Raw genomic sequence first — 19,803 nt, 5'->3', positions numbered from 1 at the left:
TAAACGAATGCTTTTTTTACCTTTGATCAACAAACCGACTTTACGATGGAATCAAGCAAATTCGAGGTAATTATTATTGGAGGTAGCTACTCAGGCTTATCAGCAGCAATGGCACTCGGCCGCTCTTTGAGAAAAGTTTTGGTTATTGATGCAGGAAAACCATGCAATCGCCAGACCCCTCACTCCCATAATTTTTTAACACAGGATGGAAGTACTCCCGCCGAAATCTCAATTATAGGTAGAGAACAGGTAGCAAAATATGATACCATAACTTTTCTTTCAGGTTTAGCTGTGGAAGGAAAAAAGACTCATTCTGGCTTTGAAATCAAAACTGAAAAAGGAGAGCTAGTTGAAGGTAAAAAGCTGATTTTTGCAAGTGGAATAAAAGACATTCTTCCGCCAATCCCAGGTTTAGAAGCATGTTGGGGCATTTCTGTCATCCATTGCCCTTACTGCCATGGATATGAAGTCAGAAACCAACGCACGGGTATTTTGGCAAATGGAGAATTCGGTTTTGAATTTGGCAAAATGATTACCAATTGGACCAAAGATTTGACTTTGTTCACCAACGGAAAATCTACGCTGACCACAGAACAAAAATCTTCACTTGAGTCCAAAAATGTCAAAATCCTCGAAACTGAAATTGAAGAAATCCAGCATCAGAAAGGGCAAATTCAATGTATCAAATTGGCAGATGGGAGCTCAGTTTCCGTGAAAGCGTTATATGCTAAACCCGATTTTGAACAAAATTCTTCAATCCTTGCATCCCTTGGCTGTGAGCTAAAAAGCAATGGATATTTGGAAGTAGACCAACTTCAAAAAACGACTATCCCGGGAGTTTTTGCTTGTGGAGACAATACCAACATGTTTCGATCTGTGGCATTTGCGGTATCATCAGGAACCATGGCTGGTGCAGCTTGTAATAAGGAATTGATTGACGAAGAATTTTAGAACTACCAAAAATCCCCACCAAGCTTACGCATTTAACAGTACTTCTCAGGTTGCTATAGCAGTGTTTCGATAAACGAATAATCATGGTTAATTCCTGTGGCACAAGCATTATTTGACTGCTTTATTGATTATTAACAAGTCATAATTCTATTTTTTGACAAAAGTCAAGGCATAAGCTTCCCCATGTCCTTAGCTTTGAAAGAATTATTTCAATCAATTAACGCCCCATGAAACTACTTGGATACCTCGCACTTGTTAGCATTACTATTATTGGATTTAGCTGCAGCAGCTCTTCTAACGAGCAGACTTTTGACAGTTCTGAACTTCCTAGAATGACTCAGGAGCAAACGGAAAAAGTCATTGAAGATTTTATCATGGCTGAGGATGGGACGACGATTGAGATCCCTGGTGGATTCTATGAGTTGAATACTCAGCTGATTATTGACAATAAGTCAAATATCACAATCAAAGGAGCTGGGCTGATGGAAACAGTTCTCTCCTTTAAAAACCTCACTACGGGAGGTGAAGGCATCAAGCTAGTTGGAAATAATATCACAATCCAAGACCTCACAGTAGAGGATGCGCCTGGTGATGGAGTCAAAGTGCAGCATACGGACGGAATTACTTTTCGTAGGATCAACGTCACCTGGACGAATGGAGACAAGTCTAAAAACGGCACTTACGCGATCTATCCAGTGCAATGCAAGAACGTGATGATCGACGAAGTAATCGCTTCCCACTCCCGGGATGCAGGAATCTATGTAGGTCAGTCTGAAAATATCGTTGTAAAAAACTCTCTTGCCTTCGGAAATGTGGCCGGCATAGAAATCGAAAACTGTGACAATGCAGAGGTTTTTGGAAATGTAGCACGTGATAATGCAGGCGGAATTCTCGTTTTCAACTTACCTGGTCTACCAAAAGCAGACGGAGTCAAAACAAAAATCTACGATAACGACATCATCGAAAACAACCATGAAAACTTTGCGACTGCCACTGGTGAAGGAGCAAATGGCAATACCGTAACGATGATTCCTCCCGGATCTGGCGTTATTCTTTTGGCAGCAAAAGAAGTGGAAATATACAATAACAGAATCCTTCGCAACAAAACTACAGGAGTGGCTATTGCCAGCTATCAAATCACTGGTTTCCCAAGCGAGGCTCCGAACTGGTCACCTTTTACCAGCGACATTTACATTCATGACAATGAATATGACCGTACAAAAGGTTTCCCAGATCTAAGCAGGGAACTTGGGCAGTTGATCAGTATCTATAATGCCCATGGCAAAGCCAAAACACAGGACATTATTTACGATGGCATTTGGGATGAGTCCATCAGCAAGGATATCAACACAAATCCGATGAACATATGTCTGTCAGAGAAAAATATAAATGACCTTCTTTTCACTAGGTTTGATCTTAGCGAAGGAGAAGATAATATCAAAGCTTTTGCAGACGCTTCTCCCTTCCAAAACTGCACTGCACCTGTAAAAACAAACGTCAGCGCTTTGGCTGAAATGTAATGAGAAGTAGTAAAACACTTTTGGGATTCCATTTATGGTTGTTGCTGATGATGGTCACCTTTGCTTGCAAAAACGACTCTACCAAAATTACTGGTGAAACCCATGAACTAGAATTAGTCGAAGAACCTGCCGATGGAAACTTCCCTTATAAAAGACTCTCGACTTACGGGTTCTTTTTAGGTGAATTGAATACCCTAACCCCTGCAGAGGAAGTAACTCACTACAAACCTGCCTCTTCGCTTTTCACTGACTATGCACTGAAAAGCCGCTTTATTTTCTTTCCCGAAGGGACAAAAGCAATGTTGGAGGACAATGAATTCGATTTTCCCGAAGGAACTATATTGATTAAGAATTTTTATTATCCGACCGACTTCAGGAAGCCCGAAGGAGAAAGAAGAATCATAGAAACGAGGCTACTGATCAATAGCCCAAAAGGCTGGGAAGCTTTTCCATACATCTGGAATGAAAGTCAGACGGAAGCGATCCTAAAAGTGGTGGGAGGACAAATGGAGGTTTCATTCACCGATGCTACGGGAAAAGATCAGGTGATCAATTACATCGTCCCTAACAAGAACCAGTGTAAAACTTGCCACAACAAGAATGAAACTCTGGCTCCAATTGGTGTAAAAGTTCAGCACCTAAATAATGAGCTGGAATACACTTCGGGAAAGGCAAATCAACTCGCTCATTGGACTGAACTTGGAAAACTGGAAGGATTTGAGGAAAAAGAAGCACATCCTTCAATGATCAATTACGAAGACAAAAACCTTCCTCTGAATGACAGGGCAATGGCATACTTAGATATTAATTGCTCACATTGTCACAGCGCAGAAGGCCCTGCCAGTACCTCTGGGCTTTTCCTTACTTACGATCAAACGGATCCAAGAAAACTTGGAATTAATAAAATCCCCGTTGCCGCAGGCAATGGAGCAGGCACTTTTGATTTTGATATTGTGCCTGGAAAGGCAGATGAATCAATTTTGACCCATCGTATGAATTCCACTGAAGTTGGGATCGCAATGCCTGAACTTGGTAGAACGACTGTCCACAAAGAAGGTGTTCAGCTGATCAAGGATTGGATAAATGGGATGAAGGAAGCCCGATAACCTATGGCAGATGCAGGGAACCCGTTGACTATAAAAATTTTTAAATGTTTTTCTATCTTCTTTGTGTAAGATAGAAAATCCATTGACGGCAAATCGGACGGTGGAACTTCGACTTCGTTCCCTCTGACCGCATTGAACATTTCCTATTCCTAAGCTGCGAACTCTACGTCCCCTTTTTGATCTTTTCGGTTAATAATTACTCAAAAAAAAATGCCTCCGATTTAAAGCCGGAGGCATTTTACATGACTAAATTATTCCTTAGAAAGTATAGCCAGCAGATAATTTGAATCCTCTGTTATACACATCAGCATCACTATCCTTGAATATTGGAGTTAATCCCAAATCATAAGATGCTTGTACATTAAATCCTTTGGGTAGATTATATCCTACACCCATCGCTACTCCAAAGTCTGTTTCTTTGATCGCATCAGAGTCATAGGAAATCGTGTTTCCAAAGAAATCCCCCTCAAATTTTGAATTGAGTAAGAAGGAAATTTGAGGTCCTGCGAAAATATTAAAGCCTTCTGCAGGATAAAGTCGGAAAAGAACCGGAACATCCACATAGCCTAAAATCGCTCGGCTGTCTGCAAAATCATCATTTTGAGTCCCTTTCACAGAGTAATAAACTCCTGGCTCAAGAGCTAGGCGATCCGTCATAAATAACATCGTATATCCACCTACATGGAACCCTACGCGATTGGTGTAATCATTTTCGGAAACATCATCCCCGCTAAAATTGAAAAGACTGGCTCCACCTCGGACTCCAAATCCACCTGGTTTTTCTGAGGATTGTGCTTGAGAAAGTTGGACCATTCCTAGTCCAAGGGCGATAATTAACACTACTTTTTTCATAGTCAAATACTGGTTGGTTTTCTCCACTGTATTCCCACGACCATGCCAAAAGCTTTTTCTCAGTCCAACTTCTCTATTACTTTCTTATCGATGTAATCCGAATTTAGCAGACTAAGTGCACCCATATATTTCATATCGAAATTCAAGGTATCACCAACTTTATATCCTTGCGGATTTTCACCCAAATTGATAATTAACATATCTGAACTGCCACCCAGAATCTCGTAATTCCCATCAGCAGGAATTAGGTATTTTGGATCTACATCCAACAAACCTATATCGATGATTGCTCTGAAAGAACTTTGTCCATACAGCGTTTCATCGATCTCAGCAGTCTCTCCTTGTGGGTTAGCTGCCAGATTACCAACTGGTAAAAGCGGTTTTTCCTGCATTTCAATGATTTCCGCATGCAGTTCAAACACATCTCCATTCATTCCCTCGATTACTTTTTCCTCAAACAAATCAAGACCAAAATATAAGGTCTCTCCTACCCGGAAATGATTGATTCCCTTAGGTAGCTGGTGAGTGAGCATCAATGGAATTGTCACTGAAGTTCCTGCTGAAACCCAAGGTATTTTCTTGTTGAATTTTAGCTCAATAATCTGCTTGTATAAGGAAAGCTGAATGAGCTTATCAGTGCTTGGCATTACCCCATTTAGGCAATTCAGATTGGTGCCCAAACCTATGATCTCAATATTTGGAAGGTGGAAGATTTGGGAATAAAATTCCACTAATCGCTCACCCATTACTCCTTCGCGAAGATCTCCCGTCTCCACCATAATGATAATCTTGTGCTTCTTCTCCTGCTTCACCGCTTCCTGACTGATCCATCGGATAGTTTCTAGCTCACTATTCAAACTGACGTCAGCAAACTGAACCATTTTACTCACGTATCTTTTGGATACGGGTTTGATGTAAACAGTCTGTAGATTGGGGTCTAGACCTTTGGCAATTTCGAGATTTCCAATCCTGCTGTCGTGAACCTCCTTTACTCCAAGGTCTATTAATTCCTGGAGAAAAAGTTTGTTGCCACAAAGCAATTTGGATACGACACCCCAGGAGATATCGCTTTCTGCAAAGGTTTTTTTGAGAAACTCAAAGTTCTCTTTGAGCTTAGCTCTATTTAATGTCAGGTAAGCCATTTCACTTAGTCAACCTCATTTCAAGGTACTTGTTTGTAAAGCCGATTCTTTCGTACAATTTCTTGGCAGGATTATCTGGCTCCACGTGCAATGCGATAGAGCCATTAGCCATTTTAATAGCCATTTCCATAATTTTCCCACCAATTCCTTTTCCTCTTTGTTCTGCATCTACAGCGATGTAAACAAGAATATTCTCAGGAATATACCCGGACATACCTGTTTTGTTCATGATAAGTGCTCCGAGAATTTTCCCATTTTCTCTCGCCATTACTACAAAACCACCGGCATGTAGACTTTGGTCAAGAGCATAATCCAAACACTTCATAATATCCTCTTTCGGGTCACCATACTGGCCAAGGTGGACGAAAAGAAAATCTGCGATCTCATTCTTTTGCAGATAAGTCGCAGAGTCAATAGTTGATAGAGTTTCTAGTTTGATCATATAGATTTTAACTTTGAACTGTTGTTTTTTTCGAAATAAATCACTGACAAAAACGTCAGCAAGGAGAGCGTTAGCCCAAATAAATTGGCATCTAAGCCAAAAGGAAGTGCCACTTCGGCGATAATCAATCCCGCCGTCAATGAACCTCCAGTTATCATAGATGCAGTGGCTGCTTTGGCACTGGTCTGATTGAAAAACAAACCAGCTACAACTGGAACTAGCAAGCCCGACACCATAAACGCATAGGAATATAGCATCAAACTCAAAACTTCCGTCATCTGCCAAGCAATTATAATTGCCACGATTCCAATTGCTAAAGTCAGCAATTGGGAGATTTTCATCTCTTCTTTCAGAGATTTTGAAGTGTAATATTTCCCCAGAATATCAGTGGTAAGATTTCCCGAAGCTGCCATCAAGCAGGAATCCGCTGTAGAAAGAACTGCTGAGAAATAAGCCGACATCATCAAACCTAAAATTCCTGCTGGTAAGATCTGGCTCAGCAAAACAGGAAGCCCCATCTCGGGATCCATCGCTGTAGTAAACCCTTCCAACGCACCCTGCTCCACCGCTACTCTGGATAGTAAACCCAAAGAAACGCCTAAAAGTGCCATGATTGGCCATTCAAATAGTCCGGCGATAAACCAAGCCTTCTTGGCTGACTCCACATCCCGTGCTGCAAAAATCCGCTGATAAAGCGTCATCCCCACAAACCAAATCGGGATAATAGTAATTCCCCAGTTGGCTAAATCCTGCCAGGTGAGATTGGAAAAAGAAAAGAATTCCTGTGGCAACGTATTTTGGATACCTTCCCAGCCCCCTACAAAGTTGTAAGAAATCGGAATTCCGATAAACATCAGTCCGGCCATTAAGACGATCCACTGAATGGTATCGGTGTATATCACCGCTTTCAATCCTCCCATCACGGTATAAATCACCGCCACGGCTCCCATAATCAATAGTGCATAGGAAAGGTCGAGTTCCTCGAAAGTCCCTGAAGCTAGCTTGGCCCCAGCTAAGAGTTGTGAAGAGGTAAAACCAAGATATCCGAGAAAACAGATGACAGCGGCGACTTTGGCGGTGGTGGAATTGTAAAGATGCCCGATGATCTGCGGAAAGGTAAAAAACTTAGCAAAAGCTGGGTCGGACTTTACTCGAGGAATCAAAACAACTGCTGCGAGCCAAGCGCCCAAAAGTCCTGTAAAAAGCATCCAAGAACCCGACATTCCCATCACAAAACCTAATCCACCAAGGCCGATAGAAAAGCCTCCTCCTACATCAGTCGCAACTACTGAAAGACCTATGTGCCAGTGGCCGATATTCCTTCCACCCACATAGTAATCCTCCTGACCTGAGTTCTTCTTCATGTAAAAATACCCCACTCCCAGCATAGCCAGCATGTAGGCGACAAAGATCCCCAGATCTATATAACTCATATCTAATTTGTATTTGTGACAAAATCTTCTTAAAATATAATTTTTCAAAGTTAAGCATAAAGGCTCAGATTCAAAATTTTAATTGGTTTTAAGAGTAATTTTGATCTTTCAATACAATTTTGGATTGGAATAGTTCTAATATTTATAAAGAGAGCAATTGACATGTAGAAAATTGTTAAAAAATAGAACTTCAAAATCAGAAAATAGAAAAAGCCGACTCTTGCCGACTTTTTATCTTCTTTATGAATTAGTAATTGAATTATCCATTCTCTCTTTTTACAGAAAAGAAGAAATACTCTCTGCCTATTCTTATCCCTTTTTCAGAATCCCCTTCTCCACACTTTCGTTAATCAAGTTCTCTGCATAACTCCAGATTGCCTCGGAGCCCTGCTTGATTGCTTTTTTCTTGTCGTAAACTTTTTGGTAGGGAACATCAAATTCCGCCCAAGTACCACCATTGTTTGAGGTGTTTTGTAGCAGGGGTTCAAATCTATCCATGGCTTTTGCGAATTTTGCTTCATCAGTTTCACCAGCCTCAAACTCCTCCCAAACAGCTATAAACTCCTCTGCTTGCTCCTTCGGTAAAAGCCCAAAAATCCGCTTAGCAGCAAGAAGTTCTTCTTCAGTATTCGTATGGTTCTTTGTGGAATCATAGATAAACGTATCGCCAGCATCGATCTCCACTATGTCGTGGATTAGCACCATTTTCACCACCTTCAGCAAATCAATTGGCTTGTCCGAATGCTCAGCCAGTACAATGGTCATCATCGCCAAATGCCAACTATGCTCAGCATCATTTTCGGGTCTGTCGCTGTTGAATAATTTGGTCTTGCGCTGAATGTACTTCAGCTTGTCTATTTCTTTGATGAAGGCTACTTGTTGTAATAAGTTGGAGGTGTTCATTGGGTTGTGGGATTTTGAGGGGATTTAATTGCTATTGAGAAGTGCCTTATATTTTGTATTAACAGCCCTATAAAGGTAAGTATCCCAAAAGGCCACTCGGGCGAAAACTAGTTGTTGCCCAAAATACATTAAACAATCCTTTCTCGCTGTAATTCAAATTTCCAATCGACTTTTTTAGCTTTATATAATGCAACTTGCTTAGTTTCAGCAAGACTAATTATATTTTGGAATTCGCTTTCTGGAAATCTAGCTCCGATGATGATTTCTTTAAAAAACGAATCTGGAATTGTAAATTTCCTTTTTTCAGAAAATTGATCAATGTCATTATCATAAATCTTAACTAGGCGATACTCTTCTTCATATTTCCAATTACTAGCTTTATGATGTGTTTGTTTGCTAGCCGCCTCTATTTCAATAGATTTTATTGGATCTATCAAAGGGTAATCATTACTGTAATGAACAAATCCTCCATATGTAAATTCTTTCGAATTTTGTAAAGCTTTAAGGTCAAATCCATAGCAAATTCCTTTATGATTATTTCCATAATGGCTCCACATCAATATGTCATTCCATTTATTTGTCAAGGATAAAACTCCTAAAATCTTATTTTGGACATCAAAAGTTATTTGACTGATAACATTTTGTACAACCTCAGGCTTATTCCACATCAAATTCTTATAATCATCTGAAACTTTGTCAAATTCATTACCCAAAGCTGTAATTTGACTTTTTTGAGTATTTAGAATTCTAGCTGCATATTCAAAACTTCTTTCTTTAGTTCCTAATAGCTTTAAACAAGGAGGGATTCTGCAATCAAATGGGTCATTAAAACTTTCAGGACTTGATAGGAATAATTCATTTTTAGTAAAAACCATTCTACTGTATTCTTCGGTGAAGTCTTTGTATTTATATATTATATCTGGCTCTTTCATAAAATTTTGCAGGCTACATTATTGTACATACAATTGTGCGTATCTCTCAAACATATAGATAGCCTCGTATCTTTTCAATCTGACTAAACAATTGGTAACTAAAATTAGACAAAACTCTCATTCAAACTGGAATCCAATCTCTTTTCAACTATTTTTTTATCCTACCAGTCTAAAACCCTTCGAAAGTCTCTCATTCAAAAACCAAAAAAAGCCGACTCTCGCCGGCTTTTTCATTCTTTATGAATTCGTAATTCAATTATACATTCTCGCTCTTCATAGAAGCAGAGAAATACTCTCTGTTCATTCTAGCAATATTCGTTAGGCTGATTCCCTTAGGACATTCTGCTTCGCAAGCACCTGTGTTGGTACAAGCTCCGAAACCTTCCTCATCCATCTGAGCGACCATCTTCTCTGCTCTGGACATACGTTCCACCTGACCCTGTGGAAGCATTGCCAACTGAGAGATTTTGGCAGAGGTAAAGAGCATCGCAGAAGCATTTTTACAGGCTGCCACACAAGCTCCACAACCAATACAAGTAGCAGAATCAAATGCCTCATCAGCAATTCTCTTTGGAATAGGAATCTCATTTGCATCAGGAACACCACCGGTGTTCACAGACACGTAACCTCCCGCTTGGATTATTCTATCGAAAGAACCGCGATCAACCACCAAATCCTTCACCACCGGGAAAGCCGCAGCTCTCCAAGGCTCGATCGTGATGGTGTCTCCATCAGAGAACGAACGCATGTGAAGCTGACAGGTAGTCGTCTGCTTCGGCCCATGTGGATGGCCATTGATATAAAGTGAGCACATTCCACAGATACCTTCTCGGCAATCGTGATCAAAGTGCACTGGATCTTCTCCTTTGACAGCAAGTTCCTCATTCAAGACATCCATCATCTCTAGGAATGACATGTCAGTGGAAATTCCATCTATAGGATAGGTGACAAAACTGCCTTTATCGCTGGCGTTTTTCTGTCTCCATATTTTTAATGTCAGTTTCATACTAATATAGTTATGAATTAAAGTCTTGAATTTATTTGTAGGATCTCTGAGTCAACTTCACGTTTTCAAACACAAGCGGCTCTTTGTGTAGCGTTTCAGGGGAATTCTCCGCCATAAACTCCCAAGCTGCTGCATAAGCAAAGTTCTCATCATCTCTCAGTGCCTCTCCTTCCGGAGTTTGAGATTCCAGTCTGAAGTGACCACCACAGGACTCAGATCTATTCAGCGCATCGTCGACCATCAGTTCGCCTAGCTCTAAGAAATCAGCCACTCGGCTAGCTTTTTCAAGTGTCTGGTTCAATTCTTCGTTTGCACCCAGCACTTTCACATCTTTCCAGAACTCTTTTCTAAGCTCCTGAATCATGCCCTTAGCCTTGGTCAAACCTTCTGCATTTCTTGCCATACCACAGTATTCCCACATGATATGCCCTAGAGCTTTATGGAAGTGATCTACAGTTTTGGTACCGTTGATAGACAATAGCTTTTGGATAGCATCTTTCACGCCTTTTTCTGCTTTCGCAAATTCAGGATGATTGGTATCCACAGGTGCTGGGCCGATCTGTGCCAAATAATCCCCGATAGTATAAGGAATCACAAAGTATCCATCTGCCAGACCTTGCATCAAAGCGGAAGCTCCTAATCTGTTTGCTCCGTGATCTGAGAAATTAGCCTCTCCTAAGGAATAAAGCCCTGGAACGGTAGTAGATAAGTTATAATCAACCCAAAGTCCACCCATAGTATAGTGAACTGCTGGATATATTTTCATTGGAGTCTGGTAAGGATTCTCCCCGGTGATCTGCTGATACATGTCAAACAAGTTGCCGTATCGCGCGCGGATCGCATCCTCGCTGTCACGATTGATCGCATCACGGAAGTCAAGGAAAACAGCCTGGCCAGTTTCATTTACGCCGCGACCTTCATCACAAACGTCTTTTGCATTTCTGGAAGCCACATCACGAGGAACCAAGTTACCGAAGGAAGGATACTTTCTCTCCAAGTAGTAATCTCTGTCCTCATCCTTGATATCTCTAGGCTTGATTTCTCCTTTGCGAAGCTTTTGCGCCAGCTCTACAGTCTTTGGCACCCACACACGACCGTCATTTCTGAGTGATTCAGACATCAAGGTCAACTTGGACTGATGATCTCCGGATACCGGGATACAAGTCGGGTGAATCTGCGTGTAGCAAGGGTTAGCGAAATAAGCACCTTTCTTATGGGCTCTCCAAGCAGCGGTCACATTCGATCCCATCGCATTGGTAGATAGGAAAAATACGTTTCCGTAGCCACCAGTACAAAGCAGAACCGCATGAGCTGCGTGAGTTTCGATTTTACCTGTAATCAAATTCCTGGTCACTATACCTCTAGCATGTCCGTCGATAGTCACGACATCCATCATCTCGGTACGTGGATAAAGTTTCACTTTACCATTGGCTACCTGACGGCTCAAGGCTGAATAAGCGCCCAAAAGCAACTGCTGTCCCGTTTGGCCCCTAGCGTAGAAAGTCCTGGACACCTGAGCTCCACCGAAAGAACGGTTCGCGAGCAATCCTCCATATTCTCTGGCGAAAGGAACACCTTGCGCCACACACTGGTCAATGATATTTACAGAAACTTCTGCAAGACGGTACACATTGGATTCACGGGAACGATAATCTCCACCTTTGATGGTATCGTAAAACAATCTGAATACCGAGTCACCGTCATTTTGATAGTTTTTGGCAGCGTTGATCCCGCCTTGTGCAGCGATGGAGTGCGCACGACGAGGGCTATCCTGGAAGCAAAATGCTTTCACTTTATAGCCAAGTTCTGCCAAAGAAGCAGCCGCTGAGGCTCCGGCAAGACCGGTACCTACCACGATTACTTCATATTTTCTCTTATTTGCCGGGTTTACCAGCTTACTGTTAAACTTATGTTTAGTCCACTTTTCGGCTAAAGGTCCGATTGGGGATTTTGAATCTAGTATCATAGGGGACTATTGATTAGCTCTGTGTGAAATAGATATAAACTGGCATGCTGGCAAAAAGAATTGGCACCAGGATGCAATAGATTTTTCCGATCACCGCTATGGCAGGGGAATATTTCACATGGTTCAATCCAAGTGTCTGGAATGCACTTGCAAATCCATGAGAAAGGTGGAAGGCCAAGAAAGCCATTGCCACTACGTATCCGATTACCATCAGCTCGTTTTGGAAAGCAAAAGTCACAATGCTGAAAAGGTCTTTGTATTGCTCTCCTTCATAGGTCACAATAGGAAGATCTCCCCAATGCATCTGGGCCCAGAAGCTTTGCATGTGAACGACGATAAAGATCAGAATGATCGTACCCAAGATTCCCATGTTGCGGGAAGCAACCGTAGTAGAAGGCGGAGTAGATACGCCATATCCAATCGGACGTGCTGATTTATTTCTCTTGGAAAGCCAGATAGAAAAGATCACATGGCCAATGATAGAAATATAGGTCAAGTAAGAAAGAAGCTTTACTGCGGGATTGGTGGTCATGAATTTGGCATAAATATTAAATGCCTCACCACCGTCTCCTTTGAACAACAGTAAATTACCCGATACGTGACCTGTCAAAAACAGGATCAGGAAAAGTCCGGTCAATGCCATGATCAGTTTCCTGCCTATTGTGCTACTCAAGGTTTTTGTAACCCAGCTCATACAATTTTTGCGATTAGATTAAAACGAAATCTTTGATTAATTGTGCCAAATTTACATTTGGAACAACTAGCAAACAATCCATTCAAAAACACTTCTCTTATTTTAATCAGTTCTAAATAGACTTCAGCACTTTTAAAATTCGTTGGCCTTATAACCTTATCATAAGATTTAATGTTTGATTTTGCGGAGATTTTCTACTTACTTCCCTTTATTTCGTAAAAGGAAAAAGATGTAAGCTAAAACCTTAAAAGAGGATAAATTCGTACATTCTATTTCTCCTTACTAATGAACTTGACCAATATGAAGCTGAAAATCACCCTTGGACTTTTTCTAATCTTCTTGATTGCCGGAATTTCTGAAGCTTTGGCCACACATATCAGAGCCGGTGAAATCACAGCTGAGCGGGTATCGCCGCAATCTTTGGAGTATAGAATAAGAGTAGTTGGGTACACTGACACCCGATCAAATGTAATTTTTGGGCCTGGAGAAATCAATTTTGGAGATGGTAGATTCACTGAATTAAATACAGAAAGTGATTTTGAGCTAGTAACGGACTTAGGAAATCAAATTGAACGAAATGAATTTGTTATTTCACATGTCTTTCAAGGACCCGGAACTTACACCATTAGGTTTCAGGAATTCAACCGAAATGACAAGACATTAAATATGGACAATTCGGTAGATACTCCATTTTATGTAGAGACCACCATTACCATTGATCCATTTATAGGTGTTAATAACTCACCAGTTCTAACAATCCCACCCGTCGATAACGGCGCTGTAAATCTAAGATACATTCACAATCCAGGCGCTTATGACCCGGACGGAGATAGCTTGGCCTACGTGATGGATGTTCCTAAGCAGAATTATCAACGTCCTGTAAATAACTACAGAAGTCCAGCTTCTCCTGAATTCAGCTTCAGCCAAGAAGACGGGACTACGCCTGCATTTTTAACATTAGATCCAATCACAGGTGACCTGGTTTGGGATGCCCCTGGTACTGCCGGGCAATTCAATGTAGCCTTTCGAATAAATGAATATCGAAAACTAAATGGGGAATGGGTTCTAATAGGCTATGTAGTCAGAGACATGCAGATTATCATCGAAAACTCAAATAATAGAAGACCAGAGTTAATTTTGCCCCCTGACCTGTGCGTAGTAGCAGGGACGAAAATAGAAGAAATCATTCAGGGACAAGACCCAGATGGAGACCCGATCAGGATCGAAGTATTTGGGGAACCGATAGAAATAACTACCTCTCCAGCTACTTATTCCCCAGAATCCGCATACCAAGTGAGTCCAGGGATAGTAAATTTCGATTGGCAAACCGTCTGCAATCACGTGAGAGCGAGGGAATACGAAGTGCGAGTTAGAATCACTGATGATCCAAGCTCTGGTCCAGCTCTTGTGGACATTAAAACCTGGCGCATCAAAGTAGTAGGACCACCGCCTGTGTTTGACGAAATAGAGCAAATGCCTGGAAGAACTGCGGAACTTAAATGGGATCCTTATGCCTGCGAAAACTCTGCAAGTGAAATGCAAATCTGGCGAAGAATCAATTCTGACCCTTACCTACCAGACAGCTGTGAAACTGGAATCCGGGCCGGCTATGAATTGATTGGCACTACTACTATGCAAACATTGAATTTCCTTGACACAAATGGTGGGGATGGCCTAGCTCCAGGCAATACCTATTGCTATAGATTGGTGGCTGCTTATCCTCAGCCAAGAGCTGGAGAAAGCATAGTTTCTCAGGAAATATGCGTCACAATCGATGTGGATGTGCCGATTATCACGAATGTAAGTGTGGAGCAGACAGATCCTTCAGCTGGTGAAATTTTCGTGAAATGGACTCCTCCGTATGATATTGATAAAGTGCAGTTCCCAGGGCCTTATAGCTATGAACTATTGCGAAGCACAGGTTTCACTGGAAACACAGGTCAGGTATCACTTGGAGTCACATCAGACACCTTATTTACCGACACAGGCCTGAATACAGAAAATGTCGTTTACAATTACGAAGTCGTGTTGCTAGACAGAAACACTAAAATTGACACTTCTTCCAAAGCATCCTCTGTCTGGGCAGATCCTACCATTATAAATGAATCAATAGAATTGAACTGGGAATTCACTGTTCCATGGAACAACTCAGTAGCCCAATATAAGCATGAGGTATATAGAAACAGAACAGATGCTGCCGCCGCAGATGAAGCCACATTTGTGAAAATCGCTGAAGTGGATGTGACGACTAGTGGCTTCAAGTATTTGGATGATGGTAGCTTCAATGGTGTTCCACTCGAGAAAGAAATTGAATATTGTTATTACGTAATCACAAAGGGATCCTACAATGTAGCTGGACTTGTTTATCCATTGGAAAACAAATCTCAAATCGTTTGTGCCAAGCCTGATGACAACCGCTTGCCTTGTCCGCCTGTATTGACTTTCGAAGGTCCAGAATGTACTGAATATGTAGCAGAGGTCCCTTGTAATAACACCACTTATGAACATGAGTTAAGTTGGACTCCTGACTTTACTGGAGAATGTGATGACGAGTTGAGTGGATATAGACTTTACTATACATCTGATGGAGAGGATAGTCAATTTGAATTGATTGCACAGATTTCTTCATTGGAACTTTCTACCACTATCTCTAACCTGACTACCTATAGAGGATGCTATTACATCACGGCTGTGGACAGGTCAGGTAATGAATCTGAACCGAGCAATGTGGTCTGTGTGGAGAACTGTCCAAGCTACAATCTGCCAAATGCATTTACTCCAAATGGAGACGGATTGAATGAGACCTTCATGGCATTTGATAATCCTTTTGCTCAGTGTCCAAGATTTGTATTAGGTGTAGATATCTTCATCGTCAATCGTTGGGGAGTGGAAGTTTTCTCCTATAACAGTTTAAATTCAGGTGAAAACGACCTTTACATCAAATGGGACGGCAAAGATAAAAATGGAAATGAACTACCTGCTGGCACCTATTACTATTCAGGAAATGTAGTGTTCGATGTTCTAGATCCTGCACAACAAAACCAAAGTCTAAAAGGAACTATTCAACTTCTTAGATGATAAACGCGAAATCCATCATTTTTTTTGATGGGGTTTGTAACCTCTGTAATGCTTCCATTGATTTTGTGATCCAACGAGATAAGAAGGATCACTTCTTAGTGGGAGCATTGCAAGAGGATTTCAGTAAAAAAATTCTTGCCAATTATGATGTGAGAGAGGATTATCTTGATTCTCTGGTTCTTTTGGAAGAAGACAAAATCTATTACAAAAGCTCAGCTGCACTTAAAATAGCCAAAAATCTATCGGGACTTTGGCCAGCATTGTATCCACTTATTTTTATACCAAAATTCCTCCGCGACCCCATTTACAATTGGATCGGAGCGAATAGATACCGATGGTTCGGCAAGAAAAGCACCTGCCGTCTCCCAACTCCTGCAGAAAAAGCAAAATTTCTTTCAGCAGAAACCTTATCCAAATCCAGGCTTATGGCGAATTCATGAATCTGGAAGTGAAGACTGCCTTTAGGAAAAGCCATATATTTGCACCGAACAAAAAACACTAGTTAATGAAGGCATTTGTTTTTCCGGGCCAAGGCGCCCAATTCCCAGGAATGGGAAAAGCACTTTATGAAGAAAGTACAGAAGCAAAAGAATTATTTGAAAGAGCAAATGAGATCTTGGGCTTCCGAATCACAGACATTATGTTTGACGGAACTGCTGAGGAGCTCAAGCAAACAAACGTAACACAGCCTGCAGTATTTCTTCATTCCGTTATTTTGGCTAAGACTGCGCCTGACTTCGCTCCTGATATGGTAGCAGGTCACTCATTGGGAGAGCTATCTGCTTTGGTAGCCAACGGTACCCTTTCTTTTGAAGACGGACTGAAATTAGTCTACCAAAGAGCGCTAGCTATGCAAGAAGCCTGCGAAATCAACCCATCGACCATGGCTGCTATTTTGGGTCTAGCCGATGAAAAAGTAGAGGAAATCTGCGCTACGTTCACAGAAGAAGTAGTCGTACCAGCTAATTATAACTGCCCAGGCCAATTAGTGATATCGGGATCAAACAAAGGAATCGAACTTGCTTGTGAGAAAATGAAGGAAGCTGGAGCAAAGCGTGCTTTGCCACTTCCAGTGGGCGGTGCTTTTCACTCCCCACTCATGGAACCTGCTCGTGAAAAATTACAGACTGCCATCGAAGCCACCACTTTTCACACACCTAGCTGCCCAGTTTACCAAAACGTAAGTACTACAGCCGTGACAGATGTGACTGCCATTAAAGCCAATTTAATTGCCCAACTGACGGCTCCGGTAAAATGGACTCAATCGGTTCAAAACATGGTTACTGATGGTGCGACTGAGTTTGTAGAGTGTGGGCCAGGAAAAGTACTCCAAGGTCTAGTTAAAAAAATCCATCCAGAAGCTGAAGTTTCAGGATTATAAAACAAAAACCCGCTCTCAAGGCGGGTTTTTTGTTTGTTTAGCTTTTTAATAAAAATCGAAAACTTTCCTATCAACCTTCCCACACTCGCACTTCAGATTTATCCTTACACTCTTCCAATAATTGCTGATTGCTTTTTCTCAAACTAGGATGAATAAAATCTGGTAAAATCTCAGCGAGTGGAATCAGCACAAACTTCCTCTCTGATATATATGGATGTGGAATCTGAAGTTCTGAAGTATCTATGATGTTCCTTCCAAAATAAATAATATCAATATCCATCGTCCGATCTCCCCAGTGTTCATCTCTTTTTCTACCAAGACCTATCTCGACTTTCTGAATAAAACTCAAGATTTCATAAGGTGAATATTCCGTTTCAATTTCAACTATTTGATTCAAAAAAGGCCCCTTAGCTACTCCTCCCCATGCTTCTGTTTCATAAACTTTCGACTTCGCCGTTATTTCACCCAATCCTGAAACAGCCTCCACAGCCGAGAATAGTAGTGCATTTCTATCTCCTTTATTTCCTCCTAGTATTAAAACTACTTTTTCAAACTTTCTCTGCATAAAATTGCTTTTGTATACATGCCCCAAATTAGGTTATTTTGGGCTTCAAATAATTTAGCTTATGAAATTCCTAGGAAATGTACTGGCGGTAATCGTTGGTCTTTTTGTTTTCAGCATACTTGGTGTGCTTCTTATGTTTGGCTTGATTGGCATAGTGGCCTCCTCCAGCGGATCAGAAGAAGTTTCAGTAAGTGAAAACACAGTTTTGCATCTTGATCTAAACGGTAGAACAATCGTCGAGCGAACATCTGAGGATGATTTGGATCTCTCCATGTTTGGAAATCCATTCGGTCAGGAATTTAATGCTGGGCTTATCAATCTTAAGAAAGCTATTGCTGAAGCAAAAACGAATGAAAATATCAAAGGCATCTACCTAAATACAGGATTGGTAATGGCTGGACAAGCGAGTTTGCTAGAGCTTCGTGAAGCCCTAATTGACTTCAAAACCTCGGGTAAATTCATCATCGCTTATGACGAAGCCTATACCGAGGGAGGCTATTACATCGCTTCCGTGGCTGACGAAATCTACCTCAATCCTTTGGGAGGAATTGACTTTAATGGCTTTTCTTCAGAGGGTATTTTCTTCAAAGGCCTTTTCGAAAAAGTTGGTGTAAAACCTGAAATCTTCCGTGTAGGAGAGTTCAAATCAGCTGTAGAACCTTTTATCCTGGAGAAAAATAGTCCAGAGGCTAGATTGCAGACTCAGTCATTTTTGGATGATATGAATCAATTTGCTTTACATGCAGTATCTGACTCTAGAGGGATTCCTTATGATAGTCTGAAGAAAATCAATGACATGATGCTCGTTCGCAAGCCTCAAGATGCTGTCTCCTATGGTTTAGCGACTGAATTACTTTATTTTGACCAAGTGCTTTCCAAGCTGAAAGAGAAACTTGGAGTCGATGAAGAGGATGATATTGAAACTATCAACGCAACCGACCTGAATAAAACGGCAAAATCCAAGAACCTCACTTCCAAAAATAGAATTGCTGTTATCATCGCAGAAGGTGAGATTGTAGGAGGAGATGCCGATGGCGTGATTAGCTCAGATAAATTTGCAAAAGAAATACGCAAGGCTCGCAAAGATGATAACATCAAAGCAATCGTACTTCGAGTGAATTCTCCTGGCGGATCAGTGGTAGCTTCGGAGGTGATCTGGAGAGAAATGGCTGAAGCCAAAAAAGCCAAGCCAGTCTACGTATCTATGGGTGAAGTAGCAGCCTCAGGTGGCTATTACATCTCTGCTCCAGCAGACACCATCGTCGCTCAGCCAAATACCATTACAGGTTCAATCGGGATATTCGGCATGATGTTCAACGCACAGGAGCTACTGAATAAGCATTTAGGCATTACTACGGACGTTGTGAAAACTGGGGAGCTTTCAGACTTCATGAATCCTACAAGACCAATGACAGAAGTGGAAAGAAACATCATACAAAACACCGTAGAAGACGGGTATGAGACTTTCATCACCAGAGTATCTGAAGGCCGAGGAATGTCTCCAGAGGCAGTGAAAGAGGTAGCTTCAGGTAGAGTTTGGACAGGAAATCAGGCCAAAGAAAGAGGCCTGGTAGATGTGCTCGGAGGTTTAAATACCACCATCGATCTTGCTGCATCACGAATTGGAGCTGGAGATGACTACCGAGTAGTTTATTACCCTACCAAAAAACCTTGGTTTGAAACGATCATGGAAGATTTGGGCGAAAGCGTACAAATCAAAATGTTTCAGAGTAAGTTGGGATCTAACTATGAACTTATCAAGCAAGTCGAGAAATTGAAATCCTACGAAGGGATTCAAGTAAGAATGCCTCAGGAATTCATCATCAAATAAA

The 19,803-nt window shown here is 41.4% G+C and carries 17 protein-coding genes; 7 read left to right on the top strand and 10 right to left on the bottom strand.

The window, feature by feature from the left end; genetic code table 11:
• The first annotated feature begins 45 nt into the window (after positions 1-45).
• The 3 genes from AACZ87_RS06435 (at position 46) to AACZ87_RS06425 (ending at position 3,577) form a co-directional block, all read left to right on the top strand.
• Positions 46-951, top strand: a complete 906-nt coding sequence (locus AACZ87_RS06435) for an NAD(P)/FAD-dependent oxidoreductase (protein ID WP_339865876.1) — start codon at positions 46-48, stop codon at positions 949-951.
• A gap of 227 nt (positions 952-1,178) precedes the next feature.
• Positions 1,179-2,471: a parallel beta-helix domain-containing protein gene (locus tag AACZ87_RS06430; protein WP_339865875.1), complete on the top strand. Its 1,293-nt coding sequence runs from the start codon at positions 1,179-1,181 to the stop codon at positions 2,469-2,471.
• Positions 2,471-3,577: an SO2930 family diheme c-type cytochrome gene (locus AACZ87_RS06425; RefSeq protein ID WP_339865874.1), complete on the top strand. Its 1,107-nt coding sequence runs from the start codon at positions 2,471-2,473 to the stop codon at positions 3,575-3,577. The genes AACZ87_RS06430 and AACZ87_RS06425 overlap by 1 nt, the downstream gene beginning before the upstream one ends.
• A gap of 258 nt (positions 3,578-3,835) precedes the next feature.
• Here AACZ87_RS06425 and AACZ87_RS06420 read toward each other — a convergent pair whose 3' ends face one another.
• The 9 genes from AACZ87_RS06420 to AACZ87_RS06380 form a co-directional block, all read right to left on the bottom strand.
• Positions 3,836-4,429, bottom strand: coding sequence for a porin family protein (locus AACZ87_RS06420; RefSeq protein WP_339865873.1), 594 nt, complete (start codon positions 4,427-4,429; stop codon positions 3,836-3,838).
• A 59-nt stretch (positions 4,430-4,488) separates the two neighbouring features.
• Positions 4,489-5,571, bottom strand: coding sequence for an alanine/ornithine racemase family PLP-dependent enzyme (locus AACZ87_RS06415; RefSeq protein WP_339865872.1), 1,083 nt, complete (start codon positions 5,569-5,571; stop codon positions 4,489-4,491).
• A gap of 1 nt (position 5,572) precedes the next feature.
• A complete protein-coding gene (locus AACZ87_RS06410) occupies positions 5,573-6,013 on the bottom strand; it encodes a GNAT family N-acetyltransferase (RefSeq protein ID WP_339865871.1) in 441 nt (146 codons plus the stop codon).
• Entirely contained in the window at positions 6,010-7,446 is a 1,437-nt protein-coding gene (locus AACZ87_RS06405) for a sodium:solute symporter family protein (RefSeq protein ID WP_339865870.1), read from the bottom strand. The genes AACZ87_RS06410 and AACZ87_RS06405 overlap by 4 nt, the downstream gene beginning before the upstream one ends.
• A gap of 309 nt (positions 7,447-7,755) precedes the next feature.
• Positions 7,756-8,349 carry an HD domain-containing protein gene (locus AACZ87_RS06400; RefSeq protein WP_339865869.1) on the bottom strand — a complete coding sequence of 198 codons (594 nt, stop codon included), beginning with the start codon at positions 8,347-8,349 and terminating at the stop codon, positions 7,756-7,758.
• Between the two features lie 128 nt (positions 8,350-8,477).
• The gene (locus AACZ87_RS06395; protein WP_339865868.1) at positions 8,478-9,281 is read right to left on the bottom strand and encodes a DUF2971 domain-containing protein; all 804 of its coding nucleotides are present in this window, start codon (positions 9,279-9,281) and stop codon (positions 8,478-8,480) included.
• Positions 9,282-9,537: 256 nt separating this feature from the next.
• Positions 9,538-10,287 (bottom strand): succinate dehydrogenase/fumarate reductase iron-sulfur subunit, encoded by a 750-nt coding sequence (locus tag AACZ87_RS06390; protein WP_339865867.1) that lies wholly within the window; start codon positions 10,285-10,287, stop codon positions 9,538-9,540.
• 31 nt (positions 10,288-10,318) lie between these two features.
• A complete protein-coding gene (locus AACZ87_RS06385) occupies positions 10,319-12,253 on the bottom strand; it encodes a fumarate reductase/succinate dehydrogenase flavoprotein subunit (protein ID WP_339865866.1) in 1,935 nt (644 codons plus the stop codon).
• Between the two features lie 13 nt (positions 12,254-12,266).
• A complete protein-coding gene (locus tag AACZ87_RS06380) occupies positions 12,267-12,947 on the bottom strand; it encodes a succinate dehydrogenase cytochrome b subunit (protein WP_339865865.1) in 681 nt (226 codons plus the stop codon).
• Between the two features lie 300 nt (positions 12,948-13,247).
• Here AACZ87_RS06380 and AACZ87_RS06375 point away from each other — a divergent pair, with 300 nt between their 5' ends.
• The 3 genes from AACZ87_RS06375 (at position 13,248) to fabD (ending at position 17,406) form a co-directional block, all read left to right on the top strand.
• Positions 13,248-16,025, top strand: a complete 2,778-nt coding sequence (locus tag AACZ87_RS06375; protein ID WP_339865864.1) for a gliding motility-associated C-terminal domain-containing protein — start codon at positions 13,248-13,250, stop codon at positions 16,023-16,025.
• On the top strand, positions 16,022-16,465 hold the full coding sequence (locus tag AACZ87_RS06370; protein WP_339865863.1) for a DUF393 domain-containing protein: 444 nt from the start codon (positions 16,022-16,024) through the stop codon (positions 16,463-16,465). The genes AACZ87_RS06375 and AACZ87_RS06370 overlap by 4 nt, the downstream gene beginning before the upstream one ends.
• A 65-nt stretch (positions 16,466-16,530) precedes the next feature.
• Positions 16,531-17,406 carry an ACP S-malonyltransferase gene (fabD, locus tag AACZ87_RS06365; RefSeq protein ID WP_339865862.1) on the top strand — a complete coding sequence of 292 codons (876 nt, stop codon included), beginning with the start codon at positions 16,531-16,533 and terminating at the stop codon, positions 17,404-17,406.
• A 70-nt stretch (positions 17,407-17,476) separates the two neighbouring features.
• Here the strand turns inward: fabD and folK are convergent, their stop codons facing one another.
• Positions 17,477-17,971: a 2-amino-4-hydroxy-6-hydroxymethyldihydropteridine diphosphokinase gene (folK, locus tag AACZ87_RS06360; protein WP_339865861.1), complete on the bottom strand. Its 495-nt coding sequence runs from the start codon at positions 17,969-17,971 to the stop codon at positions 17,477-17,479.
• A 61-nt stretch (positions 17,972-18,032) separates the two neighbouring features.
• Here folK and sppA point away from each other — a divergent pair, with 61 nt between their 5' ends.
• A complete protein-coding gene (sppA, locus tag AACZ87_RS06355) occupies positions 18,033-19,802 on the top strand; it encodes a signal peptide peptidase SppA (RefSeq protein ID WP_339865860.1) in 1,770 nt (589 codons plus the stop codon).
• The last annotated feature ends 1 nt before the right edge of the window (position 19,803 follow it).

The sequence above is a fragment of the uncultured Algoriphagus sp. genome, assembly GCF_963974365.1.
Taxonomy (GTDB): Bacteria; Bacteroidota; Bacteroidia; order Cytophagales; family Cyclobacteriaceae; genus Algoriphagus.
This window is presented reverse-complemented; position numbering and strand designations above follow the sequence as displayed.